Source organism: Mycobacterium aquaticum (assembly GCF_002086485.1).
GTDB lineage: Bacteria > Actinomycetota > Actinomycetes > Mycobacteriales > Mycobacteriaceae > Mycobacterium > Mycobacterium aquaticum.
Genome location: NZ_MVHF01000024.1, coordinates 78903 through 96366, shown reverse-complemented (window position 1 = coordinate 96366; position 17464 = coordinate 78903). Strand labels below are relative to the sequence as shown.

The 17464-nt window shown below is 66.0% G+C and carries 9 protein-coding genes and 2 pseudogenes; 10 read left to right on the top strand and 1 reads right to left on the bottom strand.

The genetic code is table 11. The features are described from left to right. Positions 1-62: 62 nt before the first annotated feature. The 10 genes and pseudogenes from BST13_RS22040 to BST13_RS21995 all read left to right on the top strand — a co-directional run bounded on the left by BST13_RS22040 (position 63) and on the right by BST13_RS21995 (position 15908). Positions 63-1562: an RNA-guided endonuclease InsQ/TnpB family protein gene (locus BST13_RS22040; protein WP_083166139.1), complete on the top strand. Its 1500-nt coding sequence runs from the start codon at positions 63-65 to the stop codon at positions 1560-1562. Between the two features lie 253 nt (positions 1563-1815). After that, positions 1816-2415: a sigma-70 family RNA polymerase sigma factor gene (locus BST13_RS22035; RefSeq protein WP_083166138.1), complete on the top strand. Its 600-nt coding sequence runs from the start codon at positions 1816-1818 to the stop codon at positions 2413-2415. 203 nt (positions 2416-2618) lie between these two features. After that, positions 2619-3056 carry an MmpS family transport accessory protein gene (locus BST13_RS22030; protein WP_083166166.1) on the top strand — a complete coding sequence of 146 codons (438 nt, stop codon included), beginning with the start codon at positions 2619-2621 and terminating at the stop codon, positions 3054-3056. After that, positions 3053-5983: an MMPL/RND family transporter gene (locus BST13_RS22025; protein WP_095533660.1), complete on the top strand. Its 2931-nt coding sequence runs from the start codon at positions 3053-3055 to the stop codon at positions 5981-5983. The genes BST13_RS22030 and BST13_RS22025 overlap by 4 nt, the downstream gene beginning before the upstream one ends. Positions 5984-6049: 66 nt before the next feature. Then, positions 6050-7807, top strand: coding sequence for an L-aspartate oxidase (locus BST13_RS22020; RefSeq protein ID WP_245839767.1), 1758 nt, complete (start codon positions 6050-6052; stop codon positions 7805-7807). 143 nt (positions 7808-7950) lie between these two features. Further along, positions 7951-10740 carry a helix-turn-helix transcriptional regulator gene (locus BST13_RS22015; RefSeq protein WP_083166164.1) on the top strand — a complete coding sequence of 930 codons (2790 nt, stop codon included), beginning with the start codon at positions 7951-7953 and terminating at the stop codon, positions 10738-10740. A 43-nt stretch (positions 10741-10783) separates the two neighbouring features. Next, positions 10784-11849: pseudogene (locus BST13_RS22010) on the top strand (acyl-CoA dehydrogenase family protein). A 70-nt stretch (positions 11850-11919) separates the two neighbouring features. Then, positions 11920-14643: pseudogene (locus BST13_RS22005) on the top strand (aminotransferase class I/II-fold pyridoxal phosphate-dependent enzyme); the annotation flags it as partial. 161 nt (positions 14644-14804) lie between these two features. Continuing rightward, positions 14805-15077, top strand: a complete 273-nt coding sequence (locus BST13_RS22000; protein WP_083166135.1) for a hypothetical protein — start codon at positions 14805-14807, stop codon at positions 15075-15077. 30 nt (positions 15078-15107) lie between these two features. Continuing rightward, positions 15108-15908 (top strand): acyl-CoA thioesterase, encoded by an 801-nt coding sequence (locus tag BST13_RS21995; protein WP_095533659.1) that lies wholly within the window; start codon positions 15108-15110, stop codon positions 15906-15908. Here the strand turns inward: BST13_RS21995 and BST13_RS21990 are convergent. Beyond that, positions 15893-17362 carry a PucR family transcriptional regulator gene (locus tag BST13_RS21990; protein WP_083166134.1) on the bottom strand — a complete coding sequence of 490 codons (1470 nt, stop codon included), beginning with the start codon at positions 17360-17362 and terminating at the stop codon, positions 15893-15895. The genes BST13_RS21995 and BST13_RS21990 overlap by 16 nt on opposite strands. Positions 17363-17464: the final 102 nt, after the last annotated feature.

The window sequence follows — 17464 nt, the reverse complement described above, 5'->3', positions numbered from 1 at the left end:
TAGCGGCGGTCGAGTCTGTGGGATTTCCGGCGACTTCGCCCTGGACTACGTCATTGTGGAGGGTGATCAGTCGGTTCGGCACGTTGGTGCTGGCCACGGGGTTGTCGGTGGCGCGTGCGAGGCTGACGGCGATGACTCGGTACACCACATTCCGGTTCTGTCTGAACCCCACCGTCGAGCAGTACGAGGTGCTGGCTCGGCATGCTGGGGCGGCGCGGTTCGCGTTCAACCAGTGCTTGCGCATGGTGAAAACCGCGCTCACCGACCGCAAAACCGATCCGAGCATTGCGGTGCCGTGGACCGGGTTTGATCTGATCAACGCGTTTAACGCGTGGAAGAAAACCGAGGCCGCCGGCCGGGTCTTCACTGTCAATGCCCACGGCGACGTCGAGGTTGTGGTGAAGGGCCTGTCCTGGCGACGTGAGGTGTGCCAGCAGGTGTTCGAGGAGGCCGCTGTCGACCTGAGCAAGGGTCTCAGGGCGTGGTCGGACTCGCGTTGCGGAAAGCGCAAGGGCAAGCGGGTCGGGTTTCCCCGGATGAAGAAGAAGGCCCGCGACGTCGCGTCGTTTCGGCTGCGCAACAAGCATGCCAAAGGCAAACTAGCGGCGATCCGAGTCGGGGATAACCACCGGCCCCGCTCGGTGACCTTGCCCGGCGTGGGTTCGATCGCTGTGCGCGACGACACCCGTAGGTTGCGGCGCATGCTCGCCACTGGGCGGGCGAAAATCCTGTTCGCCACCATCAGCCGTCGCGGAGGCCGGTGGTGGCTCGCGCTCAACGTTGAAGCTGCTGACCTGCATCCCGCGCAACAGCACCCGGTTCGTGACCGCGTCACCGAGGACCATTGGGTGGGGGTGGACCTCGGCTTGACCACGTTTCTGGTGGCCGCCACCGCCGACGGTACCGAGGTCACCCGCGTCACTAACGCGCCAAAAGCGTTGTCCGCCGGGCTCAAACAGCAGCGACGATTGTCGAAGTCATTGTCACGCAAGAAGAAAGGATCACATCATCGTAAGGATGCCGTTGCCAGGTTGGCTCGGCATCATCACCGTGTCGCCAATGTGCGCCGCCACTTCCTGCACCAGGTGTCTAACGAATTGGTCAAGACCCACGACCGGCTCGTCATCGAGAACCTCAACGTGACCGGAATGCTGCGCAACCATCGGCTGGCCCGCGAGATTTCCGACGCCGGCTGGTCGGAGTTCGCCCGGTTGCTCACTTACAAACAGGCATGGCGGGGTGGCCAGCTGATCGAAGCTGACCGCTGGTACCCGTCGACCCGTCTGTGCCCCCACTGCGGGGCAGTTAACAGTGCGATGACGCTGGCAGATCGGATGTTCACATGTGGTTGCGGATATTGCGCCGACAGGGACACCAACGCCGCGGCGAATCTAGCCCGGTGGGGCCACACCCACCACGAGCTTCATCGTTCCCCGGACCTCCAAGCAGGAGGCCGGGTCAACAATGCCCGCCGACGGGACGGCTCTGGCCAACACTCTCGTGTTGGTGAAACCAGCCCGAACGACGCGGGAACCGACGTTCACCCCGCTCCCGCGGCGTGAACTGACGACGCCCGAGAAGGGCGGTGTGGAACACACTCACCAGAGTGGTTCGACACGCTGTTGACCTCAAGTCGACTTCAGGTGCCATGCTGCGGTTATGACAGTCGGACGGCCCCTCGTAACACTCGCGGCGGCGTCGGAAAACCAGCATGAACCCGGAGGTAAACCCCCTGGGAGCGGGCTCCGGCGCGGGATAGCTTCGGGTTACGAAGTGGCCAGGACCGGATCGACGACAAACGGCAGGAGCGGGGCCATGCCAGTCACCAAGCCAGTCCCTATGAACGTGCGATTCGAACGCGATGCGCTACCCCTGTTGGACCAGCTTTACGGGGTCGCGCGCAAGTATGCGCGCAGCGCAGCGGACGCCGAGGACCTGGTGCAGGAGACAATGCTCAAGGCCTACGCCAGTTTTCACACGTTCGAAGACGGGACCAACATCCGGGCGTGGCTGTTCCGGATCCTGACCAACACGTGGATCAACTCGTATCGCGCCGCCCAGCGCAGACCGGACGAGGTGCTGGCCGACACTGTCACCGACGCGCAGTTGGCTGCTGTGGCAGCACGTTCGACCGTCGATCTGGCCTCGGCGGAGCTCGCCGCGCTTGAGGCGCTGGGCGACGACGAAGTCTGCCAGGCCGTGCAGTCCCTGCCGGAGTTTCAGCGGATCGTCGTCTATTACGCCGATGTCGTGGGCTTGCGGTACAAGGAGATCGCCGAGATCCTGCAGATTCCGGTGGGCACGGTGATGTCCAGACTGCACCGCGGCCGCCGTGAGTTGCGCGACCTGCTGGCCGAGATCGCCGTTGCCCGTGGCTATGTCGGCCGCGACGGGTCCTCAGGGGCGGCCGCCTAGCTCCCTGCCGTCCGGGCACGGCGGAAATTGTCGCGTGAATCGGGAAGCCGGACACGCCTGCCCGTGTTGTCAGCTGATTGAGGCACGGCGTGGTGGAGCGGAGAGGCCCGCTTGGGTGTAAGGTTCTTTCCCGCTGTACATAGTTATTCGAACTAATTCGCTGAGCGTTCGCACAGTTCGGATGATGTCGGGAGGTATGGGTGGTGGCGAGTCGCATCGCGCGAGCGTTCAAAGTGCTGTGGATCCCGCTGATCCTGATCGTCGTGTTGGCGGTCTCGGGTCTGGTGGTGTCGAGGCTGCACCGGATGTTCGGCTCCGAAGATCTCAACGCGAACGCCGGTGCCGGCATCGAGATCGTGCAGTTCAACCCGAAAGTGCTGGTGTACGACGTGTACGGCCCACCCGGGTCCACCGCGCAGATCAGCTACTTCGACCCGGACGCCAAGATCCATGAGGTGAACACGACGCTGCCGTGGTCGGTGACGCTGTCGACGACGCTTCCGACGGTCAGCGCCAACCTCATGGCCCGCAGTGACAGCGACCAAATCGGCTGTCGCGTCACGGTGAACGGAACCGTTCGTGAAGAGCAAGCCGCCGACGGCGTCAATGCCCAGACCTACTGCTTGGTGAAGTCCGCATGACACATAACGTGCCCGATCAGCCCGCCGAACCCGCCCAGCCGGCGCACGCCGCGAACAGCCGTGGCCACCGACCTTATTTCGCGCACGCCATGCGCATCCTGGCCCTGCCCATCATCCTGTTCTGGATCGTGTTCGCGGTCGTGGTCAATGTGATCGCACCGCAGCTGGAGGTCGTCGGCGAGGAGCACTCGGCGCCGATGGCGCCGGCCGATGCACCGTCGATGATCGCGATGAAACGCATGGGCGCGAACTTCCAGGAGTTCAACTCCAACAGCACCGTGATGGTCGTCGTTGAGGGCGACAAACCGCTGGGCCCCGACGCCCACCGGTACTACGACGAGATCATCCGCAAGCTGCGCGAGGATCCCGAACACATCCAGCACATCCAGGACTTCTGGGGTGACACGCTGACGGCTGCGGGCGCGCAGAGCGCCGACGGCAAGGCCTCCTACGTCATGCTGAACCTGGCCGGTGAGCAGGGGCAGACCCTGGCCAACGAGGGCGTCAACAAGGTCCGCGACGTCATCAAGAACACCCAGGCCCCACCGGGCGTGCAGGCCTACGTCGCAGGCCCGGCGGCCCTGACCGATGATCTGCACGTCATCGGCAATGCCAGCCTCGCCCAGATCACCCTGTTCACGCTGGTGGCCATCGCGGTGATGTTGCTCATCGTCTACCGGTCGATCCGCACCACGTTGGTGCAGCTGCTGTTGACCGCGATCGGCTTGCTGAGCTCGCGCGGAGTGGTGTCAGTCCTTGCCACGCACGACGTGTTCGGCCTGACAACGTTCGCCGGAAACATCCTCACGATGCTCGCGATCGCGGCGGCGACCGACTACGGCATCTTCCTGTTCGGCCGCTACCGCGAGGCGCGCGGCTCGGGCGAGGAGCGCGAAGACGCGTACTACACCACGTTCAAGTCCGTCGCACCGGTCATCATCGGCTCCGGCCTGACGATCGCAGGTGCGACGTACTGCCTGAGCTTCGCCCGGCTGCCCTACTTCTCCACCATGGGCGAGCCCGTCGCGATCGGCATGGTCGTGGTGGTCGCGTCGGCGGTGACCATGGGACCGGCGGTGCTGTTCCTCGGCACCCTGGTCGGGCTGTACGAAGCCAAGAAGCCGGACAAGGGCCGGTTCTGGCACAAGGTCGGCACTGCGGTAGTCCGTTGGCCCGCACCGATTCTCGTGGCCAGCGCGTTTGTTGTGATGATCGGTCTGGTGGCCGTACCCGGCTACAAGGCCGCCTACAACGACCGCTGGTACCTGCCCACCGATGCTCCCGTGAACGTCGGATTCGCCGCAGCGGACCGGCATTTCACCCAGGCCCGCATGAATCCCGACATCCTGATGGTCGAGGCCAACCACGACATGCGCAACCCGGCCGACATGCTGGTGCTCGATCGCGTGGCCAAGAATGTGCTGCGCACGCAGGGCATCGCGATGGTCCAGAGCATCACCCGGCCGCTGGGAATTCCCATCCAGCACAGCTCGATTCCGTTCCAGACCAGCATTCAGGGGCAGACCAGCAACCTGAACCTGCCGTTCCAGCGGGCGCAGCTGGACGATCAGCTCAAGATGATCGACGCGACCAATGTCTCCATCTCCATCCTGGAAAAGCAGTACCAACTGTCCCTAGAGCAGACCAAGCTCACCCAGGACTCCGCTGCCAAGTCGCAAGAACTGCTCGCCGTCACCGAGAAGATGCGCGACAACATCGCCAATTTCGACGATCAGTTCCGGCCGCTGCGCAACTACTTCTACTGGGAGCCGCACTGCTTCGACATCCCGATGTGCGCCGCGACGAGGTCGATATTCGATTCCCTCGACTCGATCGACGAACTGACGGACAAGACGGCATCCGTTCAGGTCAACACCGACCAGTTGGCGGACCTGGCACCGAAATTGACCGCACTGCTGCCTCAGACGATCGCCTCGATGAAGACCAGCAGAGATCTGTCGTTGGCGTCGTACAACTCGCAGAAGGCCCTGCTCGATCAGATGGAGGCGATGAACAATACGGCCCTGGCGATGGGGCAGAGCTTCGACGACGCCAAGAACGACGATCTGTTCTATCTGCCGCCCGAGGCGTTCACCAACCCCGACTTCGAGCGCGGCCTGAAGATGTTCCTGTCGCCGGACGGCAAGTCCGCCCGCATGTTCATCACCCACCAGACCGACCCGGCGACCACGGAAGGCATCGCGCGTGTCGACGCCGAGCGGACCGCCGCGCAGGAGGGCCTCAAGATGTCCTCGCTGTCCGACGCCAAGATCTACCTGGGCGGGGTGGCAGCGACGTACAAGGACATGAGCGACGGTGCGCGTTATGACCTGATGATCGCGGTGGTGTCGGCGCTGACCCTGATCTTCATGATCATGCTGATCCTGACGCGAAGCGTGGTGGCCGCGTTGACCATCGTCGGCACTGCGGCCAGCTCGATCGCGGCGTCCTTCGGTATCTCAGTGTTGTTGTGGCAGGACCTCTTCGGCATCCAGGTGCAGTGGTTGGTCATGCTGATGTCGGTGATCATCCTGCTGGCCGTGGGATCGGACTACAACCTGCTGCTGGTGTCGCGGTTCAAGGACGAGATCCACGCCGGCCTCAAGACCGGCATCATCCGGTCGATGGGAGGCACCGGTGGCGTGGTGACGTCGGCCGGACTGGTGTTCGCCGCGACCATGGCGGCGATGATGGGCAGCCAGCTGATCGTGCTGGCCCAGATGGGTTCGACCATCGCGATCGGCCTGCTGATGGACACCCTTGTGGTGCGGTCGCTGCTGATGCCGTCGATCGCGACGCTGCTGGGTCGGTGGTTCTGGTGGCCGCAGGTGGTCTACCCCCGCGGGGACTACCACTTCCGCAAGTACCAGCCGCGTCAGCACCCGGGCAAGGACGACGACACGGTGTCCCTGCCCGCCCAGGTGTAGCGCCCGGCCCGAGGATGACCGGCGCCCCCTACCGGCGTTCTGGCTGTCGAGACGTCGCGCGACCTCGTGACGACAGCCACCGGGGAGCGGGAGATGGACTGCGTCGAGCAGCAGGTTGCCACGTCGGTACTGGTGATCGGTGCCGGCGGCGCGGCGCTGCGGGCTGCCATCGAACTGGCCGAGCGGGGCATCGACGTGCTCGTCGTCGCGAAGAGGCCGATGTCAGACGCACACACCACGCTGGCCCGGGGCGGGGTCAACGCAGCGCTGGCCACCATGGATCCCGAGGACTGCTGGCAGCAACACGCGGCCGACACCCTTGACGAGAGCTGCCTGCTCGCCGACCCGATCACCGTAAGCGTCGTCACCGAAGGGGCGGCCGACGCGATCCGGGACCTGGAGCGCTACGGCATGGCGTTCGCGCGGGAGCGCGACGGCCGGATCTCGCAGCGCTTCTTCGGTGCGCACACTCACCGCCGGACTGCGTACGCGGGCGACCACACCGGCCTCGAACTGCACCGGACACTGGTGCACCGGACACAGGAACTCGGTGTCCCGGTGATGGATTCGGTCTACATCACCAGTTTGCTCGTGCGGGATGCAGTCGTCTTCGGGGCCTACGGATTCGACGTGCACGACGGCACCCGTTACACCATCCACTCCGATTCGGTCATCCTCGCGACCGGTGGGCATGCCCGGATCTGGCGCCGGACGTCATCGCGCCGCGGGGAGAACACCGGCGACTCTTTCCGTTTGGCGCATGAAGCCGGTGCCCGCATTCGCGATGCCGAGCTGGTCCAGTTCCATCCGACGGGGTTGATAGAACCCGAGGAGGGCGCGGGGACTGTGGTCCCGGACATCGCCAGAGCCGAGGGCGGGATGCTGCGCAATGCGCTCGGCGAACGGTTCATGCGACGTTACGACAAAGAGCGGATGGAACTTTCACGTTCCAACCACGTGGCGGTGGCAGCGGACACCGAGATCAGGGAAGGTCGCGGCACGCCGCACGGTGGGGTGTGGCTGGACTTGACCCATCTGCCGCGAACCCACATCCTCGACCGCCTGCCCCGGCTGTACCAGACCCTGCTGGACGCGCAGTTGCTCGACATCGCCACCGATCCGATCGAAGTCGGTCCGGCTGCCCACTATTCGATGGGCGGGGTCTGGGTCTACGCCGACGATCACAGCACCGATGTCGCGGGTCTCTACGTGATCGGCGAGGCATCCACCGGTATGCACGGCGCCGGCATGCTGGGTGGGAACCCGCTCATCGAACTGCTGGTGTACGGCAAGATCGCCGCCCGCGCCGCCGCGCGCTACTCCATGGGGCTTGGCGCACAGCAACGTTGCCGGTCTGCGGTTTCCCATGCGCGCGAGGCCATAGCCGGGATGCTGTCATCGCCGGGCTCGGAGAATGCGCGCTACCTCCAACGTGCAGTACGCACCACCATGACGCAGCGCGCCGGCGTGGTCCGCGACGAAGTGGGCCTACGCGCCGGGCTCGATGAGATCGACGACATCGAATGTCTCACATCGCGGCTTGCGGTCCACCCCGACATCGCCGGATTCTTCGAATTGGCACAGGCTTTCGATCTGCGGTCGGCGCTCCTGGCCGCGCGGGCGACGTTGGAGACAGCGCTGCAACGGCGGGAGACCCGCGGCTGTCACAACCGCTCGGACTACCCGCAAGCCGACGAATCCCTGCGAGTCAACCTCGTGTGGTCCGGGCCGGGCAGTGTTGCCGCCGAACCTGTACCCGCCATTCCCGGGGGTGTTTCCGAGTTGATGCGCCCCGTGAGCGTGATCGGCAAACTGCTCGAGTAGTCGGTTCAGGTTGAATGCGGTGTCCAGCAAGGCCTCCGGTCCGGCTATCCACGGCAGGGAGATCTCACTATTATTTCGTGATCGGACCCTCAACCGTCGCTGGGCAGGCGGCTGGGCGCCACGAGAAACGGACGATGGTGCGGATGACGAGTGTGGGTGGGGGCCAACGGCTGCGGGGACGGGCCGCGGAATGCGAGACGCTGCGCGGCGTGGTCGCCGACGCCCGCTCCGGCATCAGTCGCACGCTGGTGCTGCGCGGTGAGGCCGGGGTCGGCAAGACGGCGTTGCTGGAGTACGCCATACGCGAGGCGTCGGGTTTCCGGGTAGCCCAGGTCTCGGGCGTGGAATCCGAGATAGAGCTGGCCTTCGCCGGTCTGCAGCAGTTGTGTACACCGTTGCTCGGTCACATCGATGAGTTGCCCGAACCGCAGCGCAACGCCGTGTCGGTGGCTTTCGGGCTCGGCGTCGGGCCGACGCCCGACCGGTTCCTGGTCGGGTTGGCCGTGCTGAGCCTCATGGCCGCAGCAGCCGACGACCGGCCGCTGTTGTGTGTCATCGACGACGCACAATGGCTGGACCAGGTATCGGTGCAGACGTTGGGGTTCGTGGCGCGCCGAATGTTGGCAGAACCGGCAGCGATGATCTTCGGCGTGCGCGACGGCGTCGAGGACTCTCTGGCCGGCCTGCCGGAGTTACGAGTCACCGGCCTTCCCGACAGTGACGCACGGATCCTGTTGGAGTCGGTGATGTTCGGCGGTATCGATCCGCGGGTGCGCGACCGTATCGTGGCGGAGACGCGGGGAAATCCGTTGGCGCTCCTGGAGGTACCGCGCACGATATCGGCGGCGGAGATGGCAGGCGGCTTTCGGCCTGCGGCCGTGCGGCTGCCTGCCGACCGGGTCGAGAGCGGGTTCATCGAGCGGATCAAGGTCTTGCCGCAAGACACCAGACGATTGGTACTGGCGGCGGCCGCCGAACCGGTCGGTGACGCCGCGTTGTTTCTGCGCGCTGCCGAACACCTGGGTATCTCGGCCGGTGCGTTGATCCCCGCGGAGGAGGCCGGGATCGTCGAATTCGGTCCGCGTATGCGCTTCCATCATCCGCTCGTGCGTTCGGCCGCGTACCGCGCCGCGGACATGGGCGAGCGTCGTGACATCCACCGCGCTTTGGCGCTGGCCACCGACTCGGCCATCGATCCTGACCGCCGGGCCTGGCACGCCGCCAATGCCGCCGTGGGGCCCGACGATGACGTCGCGAAGGAGCTGGAAGCCTCGGCCTGGCGGGCCCAGACCCGCGGCGGTATCGCCGCGGCAGCGACCTTTCTGGAACGCGCGGCCACTCTCACCGCCGAGCCCGAGCTGCGGGGTTCGCGCGCCATCGCGGCAGCCCAGGCCAAGCGTGATGCCGCGGAACCCGAAACCGCCTATGAACTACTGGCTTTGGCTGAGCTGAGTCCACTGACGGCGCTGCAACAAGCCGAGGTCGGGCGATTGCGTGCCCAGATGGAGTTCACGCGCAGCCGCAGCGGCGCCGGTGACGCACCGCAACTCGACCAGGCTGCAGCAGCGCTGCTCGACGCCGCGACGCACCTGGAGAGCCTGCACGGTGAATTCGCCAGGGAGGCGTACCTGGAGGCTTTCGCGGCAGCAATGTACGCCTCACGCAATCAGTCGGAGGCGCTGACCCGGGTGGCGACAGCGGCGCGCAACGCCGTCGACCGGATTCCCGAGCTGCGGCATCCCATCGACCTGTTGCTCAGTGGCATGGCTCATCGTGTCACGAGCGGGCTTGCCACCGGGACCCGTCAGCTGCGTGCCGCACTCGAAACATGGTGCAGGCCAACCGGGCCCGACGACGTAAAGGCGCTGCGCTGGATGGCGCTGGCGTACCCCGTGGTCCACGAATCCGCTGCGGGCGAGCTGTGGGACGACGATCTGCTCGACCGGATGTCCGGCGCGATGGTTCAGCGTGCGCGTGCTGCCGGCGCGTTGGCACTGTTGCCGCCGGCCATCGCATTCCGGGCCGGGGTGCATGTTATGGAAGGCGAGTTCGCTACTGCCGCAGCGCTTATGGAGGAGGCCGATGCGATCTCGCTGGCGATCGGCCACCAACCGATGAGATACCACAAGCTGGAGCTGGCCGCCTGGCAGGGTGACGCGGCGGTGGCGAGTGGCCTGATCGAGGCGGGCACCGCCGAGGCGGACGCCAAGGGGGAGGGACGCCTGGCCGGCGTAATCGGCTATACGGCGGCGGTCCTCTACAACGGGCTGGGCCGGTACGAAGAGTCGGTTGCCGTCGCCACCAAGGCGTGTGAGTTCGATGACCTGGGCTTCTACGGCTGGTGCCTGCTCGAGCTCGCCGAAGCGGCTGCGCACACGGGCGATCGCGAAGCCCTCGCGATGGCGGTGCGACGTCTGGAGGACGGCGCAGGCGTCAGCGGAACAGATTGGGGGCTGGGTGCTTTGGCGAGTGCGCGCGCCTTGCTCGCCGATGGTGACGAGGCCGATGTGCTGTTCATCGAGTCAGTCGAGCGGCTCGGGCGTACGAGGGTCCGGTCGCAGCTGGCCCGTGCACACCTGCGCTACGGGGAATGGCTGCGGCGCAACAAGCGTCGCGGAAGCGCGCGCGAACACCTCGGTACTGCCCATGAGATGTTCACCGGGTTCGGGGCACGTGCGTTCGCCGAACGCGCGCGCCGGGAACTCATCGGCACCGGGGAGAAAGTGCGCAAGCAGGCCATCAGTTCCGGGGACGAGTTGACGTCGCAGGAAGCACAGATCGCGCGGCTGGCCCGTGACGGCCTGACCAATCAGGAGATCGGTGCGCAGCTCTTCATCAGCACTCATACCGTCGAGTGGCACCTGCGGAAGGTTTTCGTCAAACTCGGTATCGGCTCCCGCAGGCAGCTGCGCACGGTGACCTGGCCCCACTGACTCATAACTTTACAAATGACCTCGATACTGTCACGGTAATCGGATGGATTTGTCCAGGGTGGCACTGTCGGCGGAGGACGAGGCCTTCGGTGACGGGCTGCGTACCTTCCTGGCGACCGTCGTCACCGACGAGGTCCTCGCCCGCGACCGGGAAACCGGGGAAAACTTCGACGAGACAGTGCATCTCGCGCTCGGTCGCGCCGGATATCTCGCCGGTGACTACCGCGGCGAGGCCGACGGAGGTTTCAGCGCGGTGCGGCGGCGCATCTGGGAATTGGAGATCGGGCGGGCTCACACGCCCTGGTTTCATTGGGGCACAACGGCGATGGTGGCGCACACCGTCGAGCGGTTCGGTTCGGCGGAGCTGGTCGACGAGGTGTTGCCCGGCGTGCTCGCAGGGTGGATACGGCTGTGCCTCGGCTACACCGCACCCGACGGCGGCTCCGACGTAGCCACCTGCAAGACCCGCGCAGTGCGCGACGGCGACGACTGGATCATCAACGGATCCAAGATGTTCACCTCGAATGCCCACAACGCGCAGTACGTCTTCCTGGTCACCAACACAGACCCGGACGCGGCCAAGCACCACAGCCTGACCATGTTCCTGGTGCCACTCGACGCCGCGGGCGTCGAGATCCAAGGCATCCGCACCGTGGACGGCGACCGCACCAACATCACGTACTACAGCGATGTCCGGGTGGCCGACCGCTATCGCGTCGGCGCCGTCAACGGAGGGTGGGCGGTGCTGCGCGGCGCGCTCGACGCTGATGGCCGAGGCCGTCGACCGCGTCGCCCGCGCCGTGGCGAATCGGGCCGCGCACGACGACTCGGTGTACTACCGGCTCGGCCGCGCCATTGCCCGACTGGAGACTGCGATGAGCACGCCGGATATGTACGGGCGCGTCGCGATCGCTCAGACCCTGCGTGACGGGTCCCCGGACCTGATGGACATCCTCGGCCCGGCCGGAGTCCTCACCGGCGGTGTCGAGTACCGTTTCCGGCTGGCCGGCCCCACCGGAATCTACGGCGGCACGCTCGAGGTGTTCCGCAACATGATCGCCCAGCACGCTCTCGGACTGGGTCGGCCGGTCTACGCTGCGCCCGGGTAAGCGCTGCAATACCGCATCGTTTTCCCGGGAAACGGGCGTAACACGCGGCCGCTGGCGGAGGATCGGGGGCATGGACCGAGATAGCGGACGTACCAGAAGGCTGCGGGTCTCTTCGCTGGCGGCGGTGGCCAACCCGTCGTACTCGCGGATCGACACGTGGAACCTGCTCGACGATGCCTGCAGGCAGTTGCTTGCGGTGCACCGCGCAGGGCTGGACACCAAGCATGAGACGGTTCGGGTGAAACGGTTGTTGGACCGGCTCAGCGCCTACGAACGGTACTGGCTGTATCCCGGGGCGACGAAGGTCGAGGAGTTTCGCGGCTATCTGGGTGATCTGGCGACTGAGCTGCTCAGTGACGAGGTGTCGCTCGCGGTGCGGTTGCTCTCGGATTACGGCGACCGCGCGGCGCTGTTCGACACGTCCTCGTCATTGGCCGAGCAGGAGCTCGAAGCCAGGGTCAAGCGTGCGCAGTACTACACGGTGTTGCTCGCCGACGACTCCACATCGACAGGCCCGGAGGGACTGGCCGAAAGCCTGCGCGCGCTGCGCAACCCCGACGACGATGTGCAGTTCGAACTGCTGGTGGTGCCCAGCGTCGAGGATGCGATCACCGCCGTCGCGCTCAACGGCGAGATCCAGGCGGCGATCATCCGCCATGATCTGCCGCTGCGCTCGCGGGACCGGTTGCCGGTGATGGCGCGGTTGCTCGGCGCCAACGACGTGGCCGTGGCGACCGACCGCACCCACGACTGGGTGGAGTGCGGGGAGTGGATCCGGGAGCTGCGCCCGCACATCGACCGGTATCTGGTCACCGACGAGTCGATCGCGTCGCCCGGCGAGTACGAGCCCGACATCTATCACCGCACGTTCTACCGGCTCAACGACGCCACCGACCTGTACAGCACGGTGATGGCCGGCATGCGCACCCGGTTCGCGACCCCGTTCTTCGACGCACTGCGCGAATTCGCGCAGTCTCCGGTCGGGCAGTTCCACGCGCTTCCGGTGGCCCGGGGCGCGAGCATCTTCAACTCGAAATCACTGCAGGACATGGGCGAGTTCTACGGCCGCAACATCTTCATGGCAGAGACCTCGTCGACCTCGGGTGGCCTGGACTCGCTGCTGGATCCGCACGGCAACCTCAAGAAAGCGATGGACAAGGCCGCCAAGACCTGGAATTCCAACCACAGCTATTTCGTCACCAACGGCACGTCGACGGCGAACAAGATCGTCGTGCAATCGCTGGTCAGACCCGGCGACATCGTGCTGATCGACCGCAACTGCCACAAGTCGCATCACTACGGCCTGGTGCTGGCGGGGGCATCCCCGCTGTATCTCGATGCCTATCCGCTGGAGTCCTTCGCGATCTACGGTGCGGTGCCGTTGCGCACCATCAAGCAGACGCTGCTGGATCTGGAGGCGGCCGGTCAGCTGCATCGGGTGCGCATGCTGCTGCTGACCAACTGCACATTCGACGGTGTCGTCTACAACCCGCAGCGGGTGATGGAAGAGGTGCTGGCGATCAAGCCCGACATCTGCTTCTTGTGGGACGAGGCGTGGTACGCGTTCGCCACCGCGGTGCCGTGGTCACGCGGGCGCACCGCGATGATCAGTGCCGAACGGCTGGAGACCATGCTCGAATCGAGCGAGTACGCCGAGCGGTACCGGGCCTGGTGTGCGGAGATGAAGGGTGTCGAGCGCAGCGAGTGGGTCAACCACCGCTTGCTGCCCGACCCGAAGAAGGCCAGGGTGCGGGTGTACTCGACGCATTCCACCCACAAGTCGCTCTCGGCGCTGCGGCAGGCGTCGATGATCCACATCCGGGATCAGGACTTCAACACCCAGAGCCGGGATGCGTTCGCCGAGGCGTTCTTGACGCACACCTCGACCTCGCCGAATCAACAGCTGCTGGCGTCGCTGGACCTGGCTCGGCGCCAGGTCGATCTGGAGGGCTTCCAGCTGGTCCGGTACGCCTACAACATGTCGCTGGTGTTCCGGCACCGCGTCCGGATCGACCCGTTGGTGAAGAAGTGGTTCCGGATCCTAGACGAGTCCGATCTGGTGCCCGAGCAGTACCGGCCCTCGGAGGTGCGGTCGTACCGGCAGGTCAGTCAGGGCGCGTTGGAAGGCTGGAACGAGGCCTGGCGGTCCGACGAGTTCGTGCTCGACCCCACCCGGCTCACGTTGTTCATCGGCAAGACCGGGATGACGGGTTATGACTTCCGGGAAAAGGTGCTGATGGAGCGGTTCGGCATCCAGATCAACAAGACCTCGATCAACAGTGTGTTGCTGATCTTCACCATCGGTGTCACGTGGTCGAGCGTGCACTATCTGCTCGATGCGCTGCGGCGGGTCGCGACGGATCTGGACCGGCAGTTCAGCACGGCGAGCAAGGCCGATCGAGCACTGCTGGCGCGCCGGGTGGAGGAGATCACCGAGGACCTGCCGCCGCTGCCGAACTTCAGCGAGTTCGATATCGCGTTCCGCCCCGACGGGGCCAGCTCGTTCGGTGACATGCGTTCGGCGTTCTACGCCGGGTACGAAGAGTCGGACCGGGAGTACGTGCCGCTGGGGGCTGCGGGTCGGCGCATCGCAGAGGGAAAGACGTTGGTATCCACCACCTTTGTGGTGCCCTATCCGCCGGGCTTCCCGGTGCTGGTGCCCGGACAGGTGGTCTCCAAAGAGATCCTGTATTTCCTCGCGCAACTCGACGTCAAGGAGATCCACGGTTACAACCCCGATCTCGGACTGTCGGTGTTCACAGAGGAAGCGGTCGCGCGGCTGACCGCGGCCCGGCTCGGGAGTGGCACGCATGCGGTGGATCACCTGCCAGAGACGGCGTTCGACGTCACGTGAGTGCTCCGCCGAGAGGATCTGCGAAGACCCGACGGGGTCGTCAAATACCTGTCACCATGACTGCCATCGGGGGCGATCAGTCGGACAAGTAGGAGCATCACATGGCCAACCGCACCAAGGCGTTGTTGTCCGCCGGCTTATTTGCGGCCGCAACGGCATTCGTACCTCTGATCAGCGCACCATCGGCCGGAGCCGACGTGTGTGCGGGCGCCGACGGCAGGCACTTCGCCGCGGGCGGCTGCACCAATGTCGCCGGTGACGTCGCCACCGGTGCCGCCATCGCCGCGGCTCACGTGCCGTACGTGCCCGGCGAGATCCCGTGCTACACGGTCGAAGGCGTGCCGTACTACACTCCGCCGGGTGACCCCTGCTGAACACGAAGGGCGCCTGCCTACGCTGTCGGAGTGAACTGCTTCGACACGGCGCTCGACCTGCAACCGGCCGGTGACGGGCGGCTGCGCGGCCGCACGATGCCGGAATGGGCCAACATGGTGGGGCCCTTCGGTGGGATCACCGCGGCCACCCTGCTCCGCGCCGTCGAACTGCAACCGGACCGCCACGGCCGGCCGATCGCCCTGACCGTCAACTACCTGGCGCCGATCGTCGACGGAGACTTCATGATCTCGGCACGGGCGGTCAAGACCAATCGCTCCAATCAGCACTGGATTCTCCAACTCAGCCAGGACGACGACGTCAAGACCTCGGCCACAGCGGTATTCGGGCTGCGGCGGGACACCTGGTCGGCCACCGAGATCGTTCCGCCGCCTGCACCACGGCCCGAGGAGATCACCCGGTCGAGGCCCCCGTTCGGGCTGGTGTGGTTCGACAACTACGACATGCGCTTCGTCGACGGCGCCTTTCCCGCCCCCGAGGAAGGCGGTTCGGAGGTATCGACCACAACCCTGTGGGTGCGAGACAATCCGCCTCGCCCAATGGATTTCGCGGCGCTGACCGCCGTGTGCGACATCTTCTACCCGCGTGTCTACCTGCGGCTCGGCCGGGCACTGCCTGCGGGCACGGTCACCATGACTATCTATTTCCACGCCGACGAACCCGAGATCAGGTCCCAGGGCGACGATTTCGTCCTCGCGACGGCCCGGGCGCACCGGTTCTCCGGCGGCTACCTCGACCAGACCGCTCAACCGTGGGGGCGCTCCGGTGCGCTGCTGGCGACCACGCACCAGTTCGTCTACTTCAAGGGTTGAACCTGCAGTGCGATCCACGCGCTGACCCGGGTCTGCGGATCGTCGAGCTTTCCCGGCAGCACCGCCTCGATGGCCTCGAGCCGGTTGCGCACGGTGTTGCGGTGCAGACCGAGTTCCTCGGCGACCTTGAGCCGGGATCCGTGATGGCGCAGGAAGCAGCGCAGCGTCTCCAATTGCTCGGAATCCAGGTCGCTCAACCATGATTCGGCGAACGCCGCGGCCCGCTGCGGGTCGATCAAACCCAACGGGCCATCGCCGATGACGCGGTCCCAGTTCACCACGCGCGCGGTCGGAGTGGCCTGGGCCAGCGCCAGGCCGGCGGTGCGATAGCCGGCGGCCGCCTCGGCCAGCGGCACCGCATGGCCGATGCCGATCAGCAGACCGGTTTGGTCCAGCCGGTCTGCGGCCTGCTGCGTCTGTTCCGGCGTCAGGACCGCACACAGCTCACCGGACACCATGCCGGCCAGCATGCCGCGTCGTTCGAGCGCGGACATCGCGTCGTCGGTGTCGTGCTCGGGACCCGTCGCGCGCAGAATTCGAACCCGATCCGGCAGCACGGGCACCGGCCAGTCCACTTCGAGCACCAATTGCGCTGTCCTGGCATCGTTTCCGACCAAAAGCTCGACGGCCCGCCCACGCAGGTGCCGCCGGGTCCTGGCACGGCTGCGGTCTTGCTCGTCGACGAGGCCGAGCACGGCCACCGCGGTGGTGACCGCGTGTCGCTGCCCGTCGGACAGTCGCATCGGGCCCATCGCGGCCAGGTATGTCGATGGTCTGCCACGCAAGCCGATGGGGTAGACCGACACCGACTGGCCTGGGCGGGACTGTACGGCCGCCGAATGTCTGCCGTGTGCGTGGAGCCGACGCACGTCTTCCTCGACCTCATCGAGTGGGAAGTCCGCGCGCCGCGGGCCGACCGGGCCGGTCAGTACCCGGCCGTCAGGGGCCATCAGGCACACCGCGCCGCTGACGGCCTGGGCCAGGGCCGTGACGACCGCTGTCGTCGGGTCGGGTTTGGCGGCCGCGGAGATCAGCTGGCGCTGGGTCGTCAGCGCTTCGCGGGCGGCGGTGGACTCCTGTTCCTCGAGCAGCTGCGCGATGTGCCGGCTGATCGCGACGAACGGGGTCTGCCGGGGCACTTCGAACAGATTCACCTCGTGTGTCCGGCACGCCTTGATCAGGCCCGGCGGTGTCTTGGCGTGGGTCAACCCGGCCGCCATGCCGATGGCGGCCACTCGGGCCTGCGCCAGCCGTTGCACGTAGCCGTCCCATTCGGTGCGCCAGCGCCCGGTCTCCAGGCCGGTGGTCAGCAGGATCTCGCCACCCTCCAGAAAAGGCGCCGGATCGGCCAATTCGCTGGTGGCCACCCAGCGGACGTCGGCATCGGGCCGCGGGACATGGATTTCGTGCAGCCCCAGCGCTTCGGAGCGCAGGATGTCGCCGACGGTGAGCATGCTGACATTTTTGCACAGTCTGGAGAACTGCAATTGTGCGTCACTGACATGCCGGTGTAACGCCGGTCTCCCTAACGTGGTCAGCAATACCGCTCAGTAGTT